Consider the following 15989-nt stretch of genomic DNA (forward strand, 5'->3'; position numbering starts at 1 on the left):
TTTTCATGGCAAACTGCTTTGTTCCCGCCGACATTCTGCTGCCGGCGGAAGGCATCCCGCTGGACCCCTGGGCCTGCATTGCGGTGGACCAGTTCACCTCCCAGCCGGAATACTGGCGCAAGGCGGAATCCCTGGCCGCCGGCAAGCCAAGCACGCTGCATCTGGTCCTGCCCGAAGCCTACCTGGGAACCCCCCGGGAGGAAGAACGCCTGGCCGAAATCCGTGCCGCCATGGAGGACTATCGCCGCACGGTGCTGACCCGCCGTCTGCACGGCTATGTCTACCTCGAGCGCACCCAGATGGACGGCACCGTCCGGCAGGGCCTCGTGGGGGCCGTGGACCTGGAACAATACTGCTATGACGGGGACGCCAAACCGGCCGTCCGCCCGAGCGAGAGCACGGTGGTCGAGCGGATTCCGCCCCGCCTGCGCATCCGCCGCGGCGCGTCGCTCGAGACCCCCCATGTCATGATGCTGGCTGACGATGAGGACTGCACGCTGATCGAGCCGGTCGGCGCCCGCAAGGCCGGGCTGCCGCTGCTCTATGACGGCGACCTCATGCTGGGGGGCGGGCATCTGTCCGGCTGGGCCGTGACCGATCCCGGGCTCATCGCGCAGATTGATGCGGCGGTGACCGCGCTGGGCGACCCCGCCCGCTTTGCGGCCCGCTGGCCCGAAGCTGCCGGTCAGCCCACCATGACGCTGGCCGTCGGGGACGGCAACCACTCGCTGGCGACGGCCAAGGCCTACTGGGAGGAACTCAAAGCCACGCTGCCCCCCGAGCAGCGCAGCACCCACCCGGCCCGCTGGTGCCTGGCCGAGGTGTGCAACGTTCACTCGCCGGCCATTGAGATCGAGCCCATCCACCGGGTGCTGTTCGGTGTGCGGATCGACGAGGTCCGCCGCGCCCTGGACGCCTGGCTGGCCGAACGCGGCGCATCGCCCTGCGGCGGTTCGCAGCTCATCACCCTTGTCGGCAGCGGCCGGGAGGAACCCGTGGCGGTGGACCATGCCCCCGACCCGCTGGCGGTGGGCACGGCCGAACATTTCATCACCGACTACCTCGCGGACCATCCCGGCGTGACGGTGGATTACATCCACGGAGCCGCCGCCGCGCGGTCCATGGCAGCCGGCACCGACCGTCCGGCCACAGCCCTGCTCATGCCGGACTTTGCCAAGGCCGACCTGTTCCGGGGTGTGGTGCTGGGCGGGGTACTGCCCCGCAAGACCTTCAGCATGGGCCATGCCGAGGAAAAACGTTACTACAATGAATGCCGCAGCCTGATCGCTCCGGTGTGATGGAAAGACAGACTCTGAACGGAGTGGAAAACGATGCCTACAACAAACGAAAAAAATCCCGAAAAACAACCTGCCCGGCAGGGACAGTCCGGCCAGCGCCGGCGCCGTGCCCCGCGCGGGGAGAAGGCGGCCGCATCGGGCAACGCCCAGCAGAACAGCCGTGCCCAGGGCGGGCGCGGTGCTGCCCAGCAGCAGCCCAAATCCGGCCAGCAGCCCAAGTCGGGCCAGCGCGCCGCCCATAAAGGGCAGCCCCAGCAGAGCGAGCGCAAACCCGCCCAGAACGGCGGCCAGAACAATTCCCGCCGCCGCGGCTCCCAGGCGCCGCAGAACGAATCCGCCCAGCAGCGCCACCGGCAGCCCGCCCAGGGCTCTGCCAATGCCCCCGAACGCCGCAGCCCGGCGCCCCAGAACGGCAACGGCGGCAAGTCCCGCCGCGCACCCCAGCCGGCGCCGCGCAGCCGTGCCCGGCAGGAGAAGGAGGAAGATCCGGGTCTGGAACTCATCTCCCGCCGTCCTCCCAAACAGAAATTTGCCAACTTTGAAGAATACATTGCCGCCCACGGCGGTGTGACGGCTCCCATCGTGGGGCCCGATCCGGAGCCGGAGGCCGGCGAATGACGCCCCAGTCTGCGGCGGCGCTGCGCTGCTCGGTCTGCGGCGGACCGCTGATGCCGCTGGGCAGGACCCTGCGCTGCCCCAAGGGGCACAGCTTTGACCTGGCCAAGGAAGGCTATGTCAACCTGCTGCCGCTGCACAAACGCCACGCCGCCGATCCCGGCGACGGCAAGCCGATGGTGCGTGCCCGCCGCGAGTTTTTGCAGGCGGGGTATTATGCGCCGTTCCAGCAGGCACTGGCGGATCTCTGCCTGCAATATGCCCCCCAGAACGGCGAGGACCATCTCCTCGATGCCGGCTGCGGCGAGGGCAGCTATGACCGGGTCATCCAGGACCGCTTCACGGCGGCGGGCCGCCCCTGTGTGCTGGCCGGGTTTGACCTCTCGCGGGAGGCCGTCCGCCTGGCCGCCCGCCTGGTGCCGGAAGGCGCCTTTGCGGTGGGCGGCAGCTTCTGCGCCCCGGTGCGGGACGGCTGGGCCGATGTGTTGGTCAATGTCTTTTCCCCCTTTGCGCGGGAAGAGTTCTTCCGGATGCTCCGCTCGGGCGGTGTGCTGATCTACGCCGTCCCCACGGCCCGCCATCTCTACGGCCTGAAGGAAGTCCTATACGACCGCCCCTACGAAAACACCGAACAATCCACCGAATACGAGGGATTTGCCGCGCTCGGCGAACGGACCGTGACCGATACCATCACGGTGCCGGCCGGCCAGCTGCACAATCTCTTTGCGATGACCCCCTATTTCTGGAAGACCCCGGCATCGGGCGCCCTGCGGCTCAGCCGTCTGGACAGCCTGACCACCGAGATCGGGTTCCGGTTCCTGGTCTATCGCCGTCTGTGATCTGAAAACAGTACGAGTCCCCGACTCCCATACAGGAGCCGGGGACTCGTTTTCTGTCAGGGGGACGGCGCCGCGGACTCTGCCCGGCCGCGCAGCCTGCGGGTGCGTCGGTAGGCGTCGGCGGGGGTCAGGGGTTCCCGGACCCAAAGTCCCGTCTCCTGGGCCGGACCGGTGCATTCTGCGGCCGGAACGGCGGGATCTGCGGTCAGATCCACCCAGAATTCCTCATCGGTCGGTACGGCCGGATGTTCCATGATGCAACACTCCCTTGCCACTTGCGGATTAGCGGCGGTCCGATCGGACCACACTCTGAGTACAGTTTGGCGTAAAGGGGAGTCATTATGCGTTCACGGGCCGCTTTGTTTCTGGAAAGTCTGATCCTAACCCTGTTGCTGCTGCTGCCGATGATCGGAGTGGTACAGTTTTTTGCCGTCCAGCGCCGTCAGCAGGAGGAGCTGCGCCAGGCCAACGCGGCGGATTCCGGCGTGGTGGTGGACCCGGGTTCCAAGGTGGTCCGCACGGTGCTGACCGCCGTCCAGCAGGAGAACCCGGCTTTTGTGCTGGTCCGGGTGGATGCCCCGGCTGCCGCAATCACCTTCTGTGCGCTGCCCGGCTCCATGCAGGTGGCGGCGCCCGCCGGCACCACGACGCTGGCGGACTGTTACCTGACCGCCGGCCCGGCCCGTGCGGTACAGCTGCTGGGCGAGACAGTGGGCGCACAGCCCGACCGGTATCTGGCCGCCACGCCGGCAGTGCTGGCGGGACTCTGGCCGGAAGGCATCACCGCCCGGCTGGACACCGCCGCCTACCTGACCGAGGACGCCCGCGAGCAGAAGGGGCTGACCGACCAGACGGTGCTGGAAATCCCTCCCGCCACGGCCGAGACCGCCCTGGCCGATCTGGGAGCCGACCAGACCGCCCCCACGGCGGCGCGTCTGCGGGCCGGGTACTGGTGCGCGCTGTTCCGGCAGCATCCCGAACAGCTGCCCGAGCTGGTCAGCGGGCTGCGCAGCGCAGCCTCCCGGACCCTGACCGATCTGCCCGCCCAGGAACTCAATGAGCTCGAGCAGGCGTTCCGGTATCTGGCCGGCCTGCCCGAGATCACGGTAGACACCGAGGCCCTGCCCTTTACCTCCCAGCCCGGCGGGGAATGGGAACTCACCGAGGATGGCGCCGAAGAGCTCCGCGGCCTGCTGGGCACAAGCGAAACTCAGGAATTCCAGGCACAGCCCAGTGCCTGAGCAGCGCCCTCGATGTCGGCGGCTTTCAGGCCCGCGTAGCCGGCCACGACGGTGTCGGGTGGGCAGCGGTCGGCGTGGGCCATGTAGTAGTCCCGCAGCCCGCGCAGCTGCACCCCCTGCGCCGCGGCGGCTTCTACCATCGCCTCCTCACCGCCCGCTCCGGGCAGCGTGAGCAGAAAATGCAGCCCCGAATGGACGCCGCCCAGCACCAGGTCCGGCCCCAGGGCAGCGCGGAGCGCCGCCGCAAAATGCTCCATCCGGCGCTTGTAGGCCAGACGCATCCGCGCAATGTGCCGGGTGAAATAGCCCTCCGCCATGAAGGTGCAGAGGGTCTGCTGCTCGAACCGGCTCACCGTGTTGGCATAGACCGCAAAATCCCGGCGGTACCGTTCCAGCAGCGACTGGGGCAGCACCATGCAGGCAATGCGCATCCCCGGCGCCAGACTCTTGGAGAAGGTCGTCAGATAGACCACCGGACCGTCCGGCCCCGCCATTCCCTGCAGGCTGGGCAGGGGACGGGTGTCGAACCGGAATTCCGAGTCATAGTCATCTTCCAGCAGGTAGCGCCCCGGCCGGGCGGCGGCCCAGGTCAGCAGCTGGGCCCGGCGGGGCGCCGGCATCGTGACCCCGGTGGGAAAATGATGGCTCGGCGTGATGTAGCACAGGTTGGCGCCGCTCGCCTCCAGACCGTCCGCCGGCAGCCCGCTGCGGTCGATGTCCACCGGCACGCAGGGAATGCCGCTGTTCTCCAACACGGCCCGCGTGCGCCCGTAGCCGGGATTCTCAATGGCTGCCAGACTCCCCGCAAAGAGATGCGCCAGACACCCCAGCAGGTACTCGATGCCCGCCCCCACAATCACCTGGTCGGGCGTGCAGTCCACCCCGCGATACTCGCTCAGATACGACGCAATGCGGGCCCGCAGGTTGGCATCGCCCTGCATCTCGCCGCGCTCCAGCAGTTCGGGCCGGTGGTACATCAGGTCTTTCTGGATGCGCCCCCAGCTGCGCGCCGGGAACAGATCGGTGTCAATGCTGCCGGTTGACAGATTGTATTTTATTACGTTTTTATTCTCTTCTGTACATTTTTCCGCCGCCGGTGCTGCGGGGCGGTCGGGCCGGGAGTGCAGCATGCCGCCGGTCTCCTGCACAAAAAAGCCGCTGCGGGGCCGGGCAACGGCCAGACCTTCGGCGGCCAGCATCTGGTAGGCGGTATCGACGGTGCTCGTGCTGACCCCCAGACGGGTGGCCATCGTGCGGCGGCCGGGCAGCGGTCTGCCGGGGGCCAGACGCCCGCGGCGGATGTCATCCGCCAGCGCGGCATAGAGCTGCTCATACAGCGGCGTGTCGGATTCCGGGTGCAGTGTGATCACGGGTTCTCCTTCCTCTCGAAACTGGTAGTATAAAAAAGTTCTGTTCTGGCTATTCAAACCATGCCAGAACGCGGTATAATGGAAGCATACCGCCGGCAGCCGGCTTTGTCAAGTCCCGGGACGCGGCACGGCGGATCTGACACAGAGAGGGGATACCTGTATGACAGAACCTATGATGTGGCTGCTGCTGTTTCTGGCTGCAGCCCTCGCCGTCCTGGTCGCAGCACTGACCAGGACCCGTTTTACCACCCGCAAGATCGCCATGATCGGCATCATGGCGGCGCTCAGCCTGGTGGCCTATGAGTTTTTCCGCATTCCCGACATCCTGGGCAGCGGTTCGTCCTTCCATCTCGGCAACACCTTCACGGCGCTGACCGCCATGCTGCTGGACGGCGTTTCGGGCGGCCTGGCGGGTGCCATCGGCCTTTCGCTGGCCGATATCATGGCGGGCGATCCCGGCTATGCCGTGACGACCTTCCTGCTCAAGTTCATCATCGGCCTGGTCTGCGGTTTCTTTGCCCACCGCATCTTCCGGCTGGAAACCCGTGACCGCAAGACCGACCGCAAGGGGTACCTGATCGCCGTGATCTGCTCGGCCTTCAGCGGTCTGCTTGTCAACGTCTTTACCGACCCGTTTCTGGGGTATTTCCGCAACCGGTACATTTTCGGCCAGCAGGCCGATCTGGCCTCGGCCATGGCGAAGGTCACCAGCGGCGTCACGCTGGTCAACTCGCTGCTCTCGACGGTCTGCGCCGTGGTGATCTATCTGGCACTGCGTCCGGCGCTCGAACGTGCGCATCTGCTCGAGGACCCCGAGATGCCCCGCCGCAAATCCTGATCCGGCTTTTTTCGCAGAAAATGGCACCAGCCCGAAAGGGCCGGTGCCATTTTTGTGCAAAATATGAAAAAAACGGAAAACACTGGTGAAATACAGAAAAATGGTGTACAATAAAATATGTGTCGAATCACAGGGAAAATCCCGAGAACCAATCAGGACAAGGAAAGAAAGGAATTACCATGGCAAAACAGAAATCCCGCCGGAGCTTCTGGGGCGGGCTGGATCAGAGAGAGCGCATGTATCTGGTACTGGCACTGTGCTGTGCGGCGGTCGTGATCACCGTGGTGGTTGCGTTCCTCATTGCGTGGGGTGTGCCGCAGGGCAGCTCCGAAGCACCGTCCGATTCCGCCAGTTCGGATTCTACCCTGGTGGAGGACAGCGGTTACAACAAGGACGAAAACTCCATTGATACCACACAGTACAGCGGGACGGTCCTGCAGCAGAGCGAGGACGCCGGCCAGAGCTATGTGGATGAGACGCTCTTCCTGGGCGACTCCAACACCGCCCGGATGTACCGGATGTTCGATTACTGCAGCTACGATAATGCCATCGGTTCGGTGGGTATGTCCGCCAAGTCGCTGGCCAGCTACGCCTGTGTGCAGTTCAGCGGGTACAGCGGCTACAAGACCATGCCCGAGGCTGTCGCACTAATGCAGCCCAAACGGGTGATCCTGACCTTCGGTACCAACGACCTGAGCCCCAGCTACTCCGCCGAGGAGTTCACCAAGGCATACAGCGAGGGCATCGAGGCCATCGTGGAAGCCTATCCCAGCGTGGATATCATTGTCAATTCCATCCCGCCGCTCGGCAAGCAGCATTCCAACAGCCAGCTGACCCAGAAACAGGTGGATGAATACAACAACGCCCTGGTCCAGATGTGCCGGGACCATGACTGGAAGTTCCTCAACAGCGCCGAAACGCTCAAGGACAGCTCCACCGGCTATGCCAAGAGTGGCTATGTGGAGTCCAGCGACGGCATCCATCTGACCTCCGCGGCCATGGACGCCCTGTTTGAGTATATCCGCACCCACAGCTATATCACCGACGATGACCGCCCCACCGTGACCAACGTTCCCAAGCATACCGGCGACAAGGATGTCAGCGTCATGCCGACCGTGGCCGCCACCAACCCGCCGGTCCAGGCCACCAATCCGCCGGCCGACAGTGAGCAGGACAGCTCCGAGCCCGAGTGGGTCGAGCCGCAGGCCACCGCCGAACCGACCGTTCAGCCCACCGAGGCCCCGGCTTCCAGCATCACCTACACCTACTGGGATGAGGTTGTGGCCCCCACCTGCACCGAGCAGGGCTACACGATCCATCACTGCAACGAGGATTCCTCCAAGGATTACCGCGACAACTATGTGAACGCCACCGGCCACAACTATGTCAACGGCGTCTGCACGGTCTGCGGTGCCACCGATCCGAGCTATGCGGTTCCGTCCGAGCCGTCCAGCGACAGCAGCTCGAGCTCCGTCGATTCCGCATCCTCCGATACCAGCAGTGCCGAGCCCAACTGGGCCGACAGCCCGGCGACCGAACAGCCGTAACATCAACAGCACGAGCCCGCGGCAAGCGCCGCGGGCTCGTTTTGCGCCGTAAAAAAGCCGACGGGGTCAACCCGCCGGTAACAACGTGGCTTCAGAAGGAGCCGGTCTCCTCCGGGGAGAGAAGGTCATCCGCGTTCCGGGCCTGCAGCTGTTCCAGCGTGACAATGTCCAGATACTGATTGATGACCTCGCCGAGCCCCTCCCAGAAATGCAGGGTTTCGCAGTGGCTGCGGCGCGGGCACTCCGCGGCCGTGCGGCTTAAGCAGGGGATGGGCACGATTTCTCCTTCGACAGCGCGCAGGATATCGCCGGCCGTGATGTCAGCGGCGGGACGGCTCAGCCGGTACCCGCCCTGGCTGCCGCGGCCGCTTTCCACAAGTCCGGCGCGTGTCAGGGGAGCCACAATCTGTTCGAGGTACTTTGCACTGATTTCCTGGCGGTCACTGATTGCCTTGAGGGGAAGATACTCTTCCGGGCGGCGGTTGGCCAGTTCCACCATAAGCCGCAGCGCATACCGGTCTTTCGTCGAGAATTTCATGGTGGTCACCTCCGGGAACTTTTTTTTCTATCATACCAGATTTTTACATCTGCGGCAAGTGCAAAATACAAGTTACCTATGGATGAAATAGGGAAATACAATTTCTGGAAAAAACTTGACAAGTTCCGAAAAAAAAGATATACTTTCGGCAGTGCAAACCAAAAACGCCGCAAAGGGAGGTGCCGTCATGGAACAGAAGATCGAACGCCGTGATGGCATGATGATGTGCATGTACAGTATGCTTCGGCAGCCTGTGCTTGCTTGCCCTGTGCGTTTTTAAGCGCAAGATGGCAAACCAAGAGCGGAACGCCGAAGGCGTTCCGCTCTTTTTGTTTTGCAGGGAAAGGGGGATGGGCCATGCTGTACAGCCCACAATGCGGACAGCCCGGGGTGCGAATGTGTGTGTGATCCCCAGACCGCCCGCTGACCATCTGAAATGAACACAAAGGAGATTGAACCATGAAAAAACTGATTTCTGCCCTGCTGGCTTCCGCGCTGGCGCTGAGCCTGGCCGCCTGCGGCGCCACGGGCTCTTCTTCGCAGGCCGCCGAGTCCGAGACCTCTTCCGCCGCTTCCACCGCCTCTGCCGAGTCCGCCGACCTGACCGGCGACGGCTACGATCCCACCGTGGACTATGCTTCCCTGGCGGGCACCACCATCAAGGTGGCGGCCTCCCCGGTGCCCCATGCCGAGATCCTCAAGGTTGCGGCCGACATCCTGGCCAAGGCCGACATCACCCTGGACATCATCGAATATACCGACTACGTCCTGCCCAACATGGTGACGGAGAGCGGGGAAGTGGACGCCAACTACTTCCAGCACGGCCCCTACCTCGAGAGCTTCAACGAGGAGAACGGCACCCATCTGGTGAGTGTGGCGGCCGTCCACTATGAGCCTCTGGGCATCTATCCGGGCAAGAGCACCAGCCTGGACGACATCCCCGACGGTGCCAAGATCGCCGTTCCCAACGATACCACCAACGAAGCCCGCGCCCTGCAGCTGCTGGCCGCCCAGGGCATCCTGACCATCCGCGAGGATGCCGGCCTGACCGCCACCAAGAACGATGTCGTGGACAACCCCCACAACATTGACATTATCGAGATGGAGGCCGCCCAGCTGCCCCGCACCCTCGCCGATCTGGACTACGCCGTGATCAACGGCAACTACGCGGCGGAAGCCGGGTTCTCGGCCAGCGAGGACGCACTCGCCACCGAGGATGCCGACAGTGAGGCCGCCCAGACCTACGCCAACGTCCTGGTCGTCAAGGAGGGCAACGAGGAAAAGCCCGCCATCAAGGCGCTGGCAGCCGCGCTGACCAGCCAGGCCGTCAAGGATTATATCGACGAAACCTACAACGGCGCCGTCGTTGCCATCTTCTAAACCGAACAGCCGTTCCCCTGCGTCCTTCGGGGCGCAGGGAATTTTGGGGTCAAGGAGTCCGCTATGATTCAGATTCAACACCTTACCAAGCGTTTTGCCACGGATGCCGGCACGCTGGTGGCGCTCAGGGACATCAGCCTTGAGATCGCAGACGGGGATATCTACGGCATCATCGGAATGTCCGGCGCGGGCAAATCCACGCTGGTACGGTGCATCAATATGCTGGAACGCCCCGACGAGGGCAGCGTGACGGTCAACGGCCACCGGATGGAAACGCTGAGCCCGGCCGAGCTGCGCAGTGCCCGGCGGGAGATTGCGATGATCTTCCAGCAGTTCAACCTGCTCATGCAGCGCAACTGCCTGAAAAACATCTGCTTCCCCATGGAGCTGGCCGGCGTCCCGCGGGACAAGGCCGAGCGCCGCGCCCGCGAACTGCTGGAACTGGTGGGCCTGCCCGACAAGGCCAAGGCCTACCCGGCCCAGCTCTCGGGCGGCCAGAAACAGCGCATTGCGATTGCGCGGGCGCTGGCCTGTGATCCCAAGGTCCTGCTGTGCGACGAGGCCACCAGCGCCCTCGACCCCAACACGACCCATTCCATCCTGCAGCTCATCGGCAAGATCAACCGGGAACTCGGCATCACGGTGGTCATCATCACCCACCAGATGAGTGTCGTCGAGGAAGTCTGCCGCCATGTGGCGATCCTCGACCAGGGCACCGTCGTGGAGCAGGGCGATGTGCGGGAGATCTTCTCCAACCCGCACTCCGACGCGGCGCGCCGGCTGGTGTTCCCGGCCGGTGCCCCGGAACAGCAGCAGATGCCTGACCGGCACCTGGTCCGGGTGGCCTTCAACGGCACCCAGACCACCGACAAACCGCTTGTGGCCAGCCTGGCCATCGAATGCGGCGCGCTGGTCTCCATCATGGCGGCCGACACCCGGGTGGTCAACGGCCAGACGCTGGGCAGCATGCTGCTGGCCCTGCCCGAAAACCCCGAGGAGCGCCGGCGCGCCCTGGATTATATCCGGCAGTATCCCGGTATTTCCTTTGAGGAGGTGAAGAAGTGATGCAGGCGTATTTTCAGGCACTGTTTGCCTCCAAGGACTGGCAGACCTTTCTGGATGTGCTTCCCACCATCCCCTATGCCACCTGGGAGACCTTCTATTCCACGCTGGTTTCGACGGTGCTGGCCCTCGTCATCGGTCTGCCGCTCGGCGTCTCGCTGGTGGTCGGGGAAAAGGGCATCCGCCCGATGCCCCGCTGGCTCATGGGGCTGCTCAACACCATCATCAACCTGCTGCGCAGCATCCCCTTCCTGATCCTCATGATCATTGTCATTCCGCTGTCCCGGCTCATCCTGGGCACCTCCATCGGCACGATGGCGGCCATTGTCCCGCTGGTCATCGCCTCCTTCCCGTTTGTCTCGCGCCTCGTCGAGACCAGCCTGCGCGAGGTGGACAACGGCGTCATTGAGGCGGCCCAGAGCATGGGCGCCACGCCGATGCAGATCATCTTCAAGGTGCTCATCCCCGAAAGCCTGCCCAGCCTGATCTCCAACGCCACGATCGCCGCCACGACGATACTGGGCTACGGTGCAATGGCCGGTGTCATCGGCGGCGGCGGCCTGGGCCAGATCGCGATCAACTACGGCTACTACCGGTATAACGTGGTGCTGGAACTCTTCGCCACCGCGCTGCTCGTCGTGCTGGTGCAGGTGTTCCAGGGCATCGGCACGCGGCTGGCCCTGCGCAGCGACAAACGGCTCCGCAAGTGACCGCCCTTCAAAGATTGTTCACCATTTTTTACCAATTCGTTTAAAACTCTTTAACCGGATTTCCACAAAGGGGCGTTATACTGGCAGTGTAGTCAAAGAAAAGCAGCGATGAGCTGAAATACGGACGAAAACATTCACTGAGCCCTTCGCCATGCGAGGTTCCGGCCGCAAAAGCAGCAGGAACCGGCGAAGGCCAGACAACCAACTCTGCCGGCCCCCGGCTTCTATATAAATACAGCGCCCGCGCCGCATCGATTCAATCCGATGCGGCGCGGGCGCTTGTTTGGTTTTGTTATCTGTGGTGGGAAGTGATGGCGTGAAGCGTGCGGCGCAGCGGGCGATAGAGCAGCAGCATCACAAAAAAGTTGCCGATGCAGTGTCCCACGTCGGTGGGAATGCCCGCAATCCACCAGGCCACCGCCCCGCCGGGCCCCTGCGTGAACAGGTAGACCGGCGCGCACAGGGCACCGAATGCCAGCCCGTAGGCACCGCTGACGACGGCCCAGCCCAGGGCACTGTCCATCGAGCGCAGCAGCCGTGCCAGCACGATGGGGACCAGCCAGATATACAGGTACATCCAGCTCCACAGCCCGAAGCCGTACAGCACAAATTCCAGCACCACAAAGACCGCAACGGCCCAGGGGGCCAGCGCCGGCAGCTCCAGCGTGTACAGCAGGATCAGCAGTGTGACAGGTTCAATGCCCGGAACAGACGCCAGGACCTCTTTCAGGACCATCAGCAGTGCACCCATCAGCCCGGACAGGACCACCTGTCGGGTGGTCAGCCGGCGCATCAGTAGCCCTCGGTCAGGGTCAGCTCAAAATGGTCGCCGTCGGCAATGGGCGTGGAATCCACACCGGTCTGCAGCATCTCGCCGTCCTTGGTCAGGCACCACCACTGCTGCTTGGACTCGTCGGCGGTCACGCCGTTCACCGTCGTCACAAACAGGCCGTACTCGCTCTCGGTGCCCTCGATCATCTTGGCCTCCTCCAGCGCGCCGCGCAGATACTCGGCGTCGGTGTGCAGGGTGGACTCAGTGTCGCTGCCGTCCGTCAGCACGACATCCACCGTGATGGTCTTGCTGCCCGCCTGGGTCGGGGCCTTGGTGAAATGGTTCAGCCCCAGCAGCAGGGCAACGGCGGCGACCAGCACGATGACGCCGATCAGAATTTTCTTGTTCAAAGGCTTTTTGGTGTTTTCCATGAAAAAATTTCCTTTCTGCGCGGTTCGATAAGATAACAAAGCCGCAAAACTCTGACCGCAAGGCGGCATCTGCCGTCTCGCAGTCATTTTGCGAGGCTCCGCAGCTCTTGCAGAACTTATGTCACTCGCGCTTTGGTCAGTTGGTTTCGGTGTTGCGGGCACCGGCCAGATCGGCCAGGTCCTTCAGCAGGGCCTCCACGTCCTCTTCCCGGGTCGCCCAGCTCGTGCAGAACCGCACGGCCGTGTGATCGGCGTCGGGCTTGGCGGTGAAGGTCGTGGCATACCGGCGGTTCAGCACGTCCAGCCAGGCATCGGGCAGGATCGGGAACTGCTGGTTGGTGGGGGAATCAAACAGCATCGGGCAGCCCTGCGCCTCGAAGGCGGCACGGATGCGCAGCGCCAGCCGGTTGGCACGGGCCGCCAGCTGGAAATAGGGGCTGCAGCCAGTGCCGTCCTCGCCGTTGAGCAGCGCCAGGAACTGCAGGCCCAGCAGCCGGCCCTTGGCCAGCATGGCGCCGTGCTGCTTGATGGCGTAGCGGAAATCGCGGTTCAGCGCCGCATTGGGGATGACCACGGCCTCGCCGAACAGAGCGCCGCACTTGGTACCGCCCAGATAAAAGACATCGCACAGACGGCCGTAGTCCTTCAGCGTCAGGTCGTTGGCGGGGCTGGTCAGGCCGTAGGCCATCCGGGCGCCGTCCACGAAGAGCAGCAGCCCGCATTCCCGGCAGGCGGCGGACATGGCTTCCAGCTCGGCAAGGCTGTACAGCGTGCCGTCCTCGGTGGGGTTGGAGATGTAGACCATGGCCGGCTGGACGGTATGTTCGTGGGAATCGCTGGCCCAGTGGTCGCGGCAGGCCTGACGTACCTGGTCGGCCGTGATTTTGCCCTGAACGCCGGGCAGCGCCAGGCATTTGTGGCCGGTGGCCTCGACGGCGCCCGTCTCATGGACATGGATGTGGCCGCTGTCGGCACACAGGACGCCCTGCCAGGGTTTGAGCGCGGCGTCGATGACCGTGAAGTTGGCCTGCGTGGCGCCGACAAAGAAATGAACGCCCGCTTCGGGGACGCCGCACAGGGTCCGGATCAGCGCGGCGGCCTGGGCACAGTAGTCATCGGTGCCGTAGCCGAGGGTCTGTTCCCGGTTGGTTTTTTGCAGAAGTTCCAGGACGGGCTCCGCAGCGCCCTCCCCATAATCACATTCAAAACGAATCATTTTCTTTAACCTCTTCCGGATTTTTTTGGGTGCTCCTTATTATACGACGAATCCGGACAGTTGTAAAGAATGCCCCGCACCCTGCCGCAGACAGAAAAATCCCCGGGCCGGGAACGGCCCGGGGAAGAAAAACCCGATCAGCGGTTGTCGCTGAGAATCCGGCCCTTCTGCACAACGGTCAGAATGTTCAGATCCTCGTCGGCCAGAATGACATTGCCGTAGCGGCCCTCGGCCAGAGAACCGTAATCGGCGTCGATGCCGATGCTCCGGGCAGGGTTCTCGCTGGCGGCGCGGACGGCGCTCTCCAGCGGCACCCCCATCTCCCGGACGGCGCGGCGCATGCAGTCATACAGGCAGGTGGCGCTGCCGGCGATGGTGTCGGGGTGCTCGGTCAGCGTGGCACGCGGTCCGCGCACCGTCACGGCCTGGCCGCCCAGACTGTATGCACCGTCGGGCAGACCGCAGGCCATCATGCTGTCGGCAATCAGGATGACCCGGTCATCGCCGAAGGTGTTGAAGGTGAACCGCACCATGGCGGGATGAATGTGCACGCCGTCGGTGATCAGCTCGACCTCCGCGTGATCCTCAAGCGCCGCGATGATGGGCCCGGGGGCGCGGTGCGTGATGCCCGGCATGGCGTTGTACAGGTGGGTCATGTGGCTGGCACCGGCCGCAAAGGCGGCCTTGGCGGTGTCGTAGTCGGTGCAGGTGTGGGCGATGGAGATGCGGACCTCGCCGGCGCAGTCGCGGATGAAGTCCAGATTGCCCGGCTCCTCGGGCGCCACATCCACCAGCTTGATCAGCCCGCCGCTGCGTGCCTGCAGACGGCGGAACATCGCGGCGTCGGCGCCCTGGACGTACTTGGGATTCTGCGCCCCGATCTTGCGGGGACTGATGTAGGGGCCTTCCATATTGATGCCCACCAGATCGGCACCGCGCCCGTTGCGGTGGGCGGCGGCCGTGTCCATGATGCCGTTGAGGATCTCCTCGCTGAAGGTCATCGTGGCGGGGCAGATGGCCAGAACACCCTTGCTGGCCTCAAAGTCGGCGATTGCCTGCAGACCGGCCTCGTCGGCATCGCAGAAATCGTGGCCGACAGCGCCGTGGAAATGAATATCCACCAGGCCCGGCAGCGCGTAGGCGCCGTTGGCGTCCAGCACTTCCTCATCGGGCAGCGCCGCGGCAGCCGGCACAATGCGGCCGTCCCGGATCACGAGGTCCCCGGTGCGGAAGGTGTGGTCCGGCGTATAGATTTTGGCATTTTTGATAATCATGGCTATTCCCTCAAACCTCGGGCGGGGCTGTTCAGTCCAGCTCGGCAGCGGCTTCGGCATCCAGGACCAGCGTGAAGTCCGGGTGCATCTGCAGGATGGAGGCGGGCACGGCCGGCGTTACGGGGCCGAAGAACGCCTTCTTGATGATGGCGGCCTTGCCGGCACCGTTGGCGACCATCAGGACCTTGCGGGCCTGCATGATCGTCTTGATGCCCATGGTGTAGGCCTGCTTGGGAACCTGGTTCACATCGTTGTCAAAGAACCGCTTGTTGGCTTCGATGGTCTCCTGGGTCAGGCTGACGCAGTGGGTGCCCAGCTCAAAGGCGGCGCCCGGCTCGTTGAAGCCGATGTGGCCGTCGTGGCCGATGCCCAGCAGCTGCAGATCAACGCCGCCCAGGCTGCGGATGACCTCGTCATAGTGGGCGCACTCGGCCGCGGCATCCATGTTGGTGCCGTCCGGCAGATGGATGGCCTCGGGGCGGATGTTCACCAGATCGAACAGGTTCTTGTGCATAAAGGACCAGTAGCTTTCGGGATGCTCACGGGGCAGGCCGCGGTACTCGTCGAGGTTGACCGTCGTGACTTCGCTGAAGTCCAGGTCCCCTTTGTTGTACCATTCCACCAGCTGTTTGTAGGTGCCCACGGGGGTGCCGCCCGTGGCCAGGCCCAGCACGCAGTTGGGTTTCATGATGACCTGCGCCGAGATGATGTTTGCCGCCTTGCGCGACATATCGTAATAGTCTTTTGCGCGGATGATCTTCATAAATACGCACTCCTTTTTATATTGGTTGGACCAACTTCAGTATAGCATATCCGGCGGGGCGATACTATACCGGAATTGTTAAGAAACAGCAAAAA

17 protein-coding genes are annotated in these 15989 nt (G+C 63.9%); 9 read left to right on the plus strand and 8 right to left on the minus strand.

Annotation, left to right across the window (positions count from 1 at the left end; translation table 11 throughout):
- The first annotated feature begins 5 nt into the window (after window positions 1–5).
- Genes U0L91_RS06155 through U0L91_RS06165 form a run of 3 tightly spaced genes read left to right on the plus strand, consistent with a single transcriptional unit; the run spans window position 6 to window position 2752 of the window.
- On the plus strand, window positions 6–1298 hold the full coding sequence (locus tag U0L91_RS06155) for a DUF1015 domain-containing protein (protein WP_330045318.1): 1293 nt from the start codon (window positions 6–8) through the stop codon (window positions 1296–1298).
- A gap of 33 nt (window positions 1299–1331) precedes the next feature.
- A complete protein-coding gene (locus tag U0L91_RS06160) occupies window positions 1332–1916 on the plus strand; it encodes a hypothetical protein (protein ID WP_330045319.1) in 585 nt (194 codons plus the stop codon).
- Window positions 1913–2752: a putative RNA methyltransferase gene (locus tag U0L91_RS06165; protein ID WP_330045320.1), complete on the plus strand. Its 840-nt coding sequence runs from the start codon at window positions 1913–1915 to the stop codon at window positions 2750–2752. Before U0L91_RS06160 ends, U0L91_RS06165 begins: the two co-directional genes overlap by 4 nt.
- A 56-nt stretch (window positions 2753–2808) precedes the next feature.
- Here the strand turns inward: U0L91_RS06165 and U0L91_RS06170 are convergent, their stop codons facing one another.
- The gene (locus U0L91_RS06170) at window positions 2809–3006 is read right to left on the minus strand and encodes a hypothetical protein (RefSeq protein ID WP_330045321.1); all 198 of its coding nucleotides are present in this window, start codon (window positions 3004–3006) and stop codon (window positions 2809–2811) included.
- Between the two features lie 87 nt (window positions 3007–3093).
- On the opposite strand from U0L91_RS06170, the gene U0L91_RS06175 reads away from it, so the two are divergent.
- Window positions 3094–3993, plus strand: a complete 900-nt coding sequence (locus U0L91_RS06175; protein ID WP_330045322.1) for a hypothetical protein — start codon at window positions 3094–3096, stop codon at window positions 3991–3993.
- On the opposite strand, the gene pdxR is transcribed toward U0L91_RS06175, so the two are convergent.
- Window positions 3963–5363: a MocR-like pyridoxine biosynthesis transcription factor PdxR gene (gene pdxR / locus U0L91_RS06180; protein WP_330045323.1), complete on the minus strand. Its 1401-nt coding sequence runs from the start codon at window positions 5361–5363 to the stop codon at window positions 3963–3965. The two genes, U0L91_RS06175 and pdxR, sit on opposite strands and share 31 nt — an antisense overlap.
- 160 nt (window positions 5364–5523) lie before the next feature.
- Here pdxR and U0L91_RS06185 point away from each other — a divergent pair, with 160 nt between their 5' ends.
- Entirely contained in the window at window positions 5524–6201 is a 678-nt protein-coding gene (locus U0L91_RS06185) for an ECF transporter S component (protein ID WP_330045324.1), read from the plus strand.
- A gap of 179 nt (window positions 6202–6380) precedes the next feature.
- Window positions 6381–7748, plus strand: a complete 1368-nt coding sequence (locus U0L91_RS06190; RefSeq protein WP_330045325.1) for an SGNH/GDSL hydrolase family protein — start codon at window positions 6381–6383, stop codon at window positions 7746–7748.
- A gap of 91 nt (window positions 7749–7839) precedes the next feature.
- Here U0L91_RS06190 and U0L91_RS06195 read toward each other — a convergent pair whose 3' ends face one another.
- A complete protein-coding gene (locus tag U0L91_RS06195) occupies window positions 7840–8286 on the minus strand; it encodes an RrF2 family transcriptional regulator (protein ID WP_330045326.1) in 447 nt (148 codons plus the stop codon).
- Between the two features lie 459 nt (window positions 8287–8745).
- Here U0L91_RS06195 and U0L91_RS06200 point away from each other — a divergent pair, with 459 nt between their 5' ends.
- From U0L91_RS06200 to U0L91_RS06210, 3 genes are all read left to right on the plus strand, one after another.
- Complete coding sequence (locus U0L91_RS06200) at window positions 8746–9666, plus strand: MetQ/NlpA family ABC transporter substrate-binding protein (protein WP_330045327.1); 921 nt, start codon at window positions 8746–8748, stop codon at window positions 9664–9666.
- A 63-nt stretch (window positions 9667–9729) separates the two neighbouring features.
- Entirely contained in the window at window positions 9730–10731 is a 1002-nt protein-coding gene (locus U0L91_RS06205; RefSeq protein WP_330045328.1) for a methionine ABC transporter ATP-binding protein, read from the plus strand.
- Window positions 10731–11438 carry a methionine ABC transporter permease gene (locus tag U0L91_RS06210; protein WP_330045329.1) on the plus strand — a complete coding sequence of 236 codons (708 nt, stop codon included), beginning with the start codon at window positions 10731–10733 and terminating at the stop codon, window positions 11436–11438. Before U0L91_RS06205 ends, U0L91_RS06210 begins: the two co-directional genes overlap by 1 nt.
- Window positions 11439–11730: 292 nt before the next feature.
- Here U0L91_RS06210 and U0L91_RS06215 read toward each other — a convergent pair whose 3' ends face one another.
- The 5 genes from U0L91_RS06215 to nagB all read right to left on the minus strand — a co-directional run bounded on the left by U0L91_RS06215 (window position 11731) and on the right by nagB (window position 15894).
- Window positions 11731–12231, minus strand: a complete 501-nt coding sequence (locus U0L91_RS06215) for a hypothetical protein (RefSeq protein ID WP_330045330.1) — start codon at window positions 12229–12231, stop codon at window positions 11731–11733.
- On the minus strand, window positions 12231–12641 hold the full coding sequence (locus tag U0L91_RS06220) for a DUF4430 domain-containing protein (protein WP_330045331.1): 411 nt from the start codon (window positions 12639–12641) through the stop codon (window positions 12231–12233). The genes U0L91_RS06215 and U0L91_RS06220 overlap by 1 nt, the downstream gene beginning before the upstream one ends.
- Before the next feature lie 136 nt (window positions 12642–12777).
- On the minus strand, window positions 12778–13857 hold the full coding sequence (locus U0L91_RS06225; protein ID WP_330045332.1) for a threonine aldolase family protein: 1080 nt from the start codon (window positions 13855–13857) through the stop codon (window positions 12778–12780).
- A 137-nt stretch (window positions 13858–13994) separates the two neighbouring features.
- Window positions 13995–15131 carry an N-acetylglucosamine-6-phosphate deacetylase gene (gene nagA, locus U0L91_RS06230; protein ID WP_330045333.1) on the minus strand — a complete coding sequence of 379 codons (1137 nt, stop codon included), beginning with the start codon at window positions 15129–15131 and terminating at the stop codon, window positions 13995–13997.
- 31 nt (window positions 15132–15162) lie between these two features.
- Entirely contained in the window at window positions 15163–15894 is a 732-nt protein-coding gene (gene nagB / locus U0L91_RS06235; RefSeq protein ID WP_330045334.1) for a glucosamine-6-phosphate deaminase, read from the minus strand.
- Between the last annotated feature and the right edge of the window lie 95 nt (window positions 15895–15989).

This window comes from Gemmiger sp., assembly GCF_036306485.1.
In the GTDB taxonomy this organism is placed as follows: Bacteria; Bacillota; Clostridia; order Oscillospirales; family Ruminococcaceae; genus Gemmiger.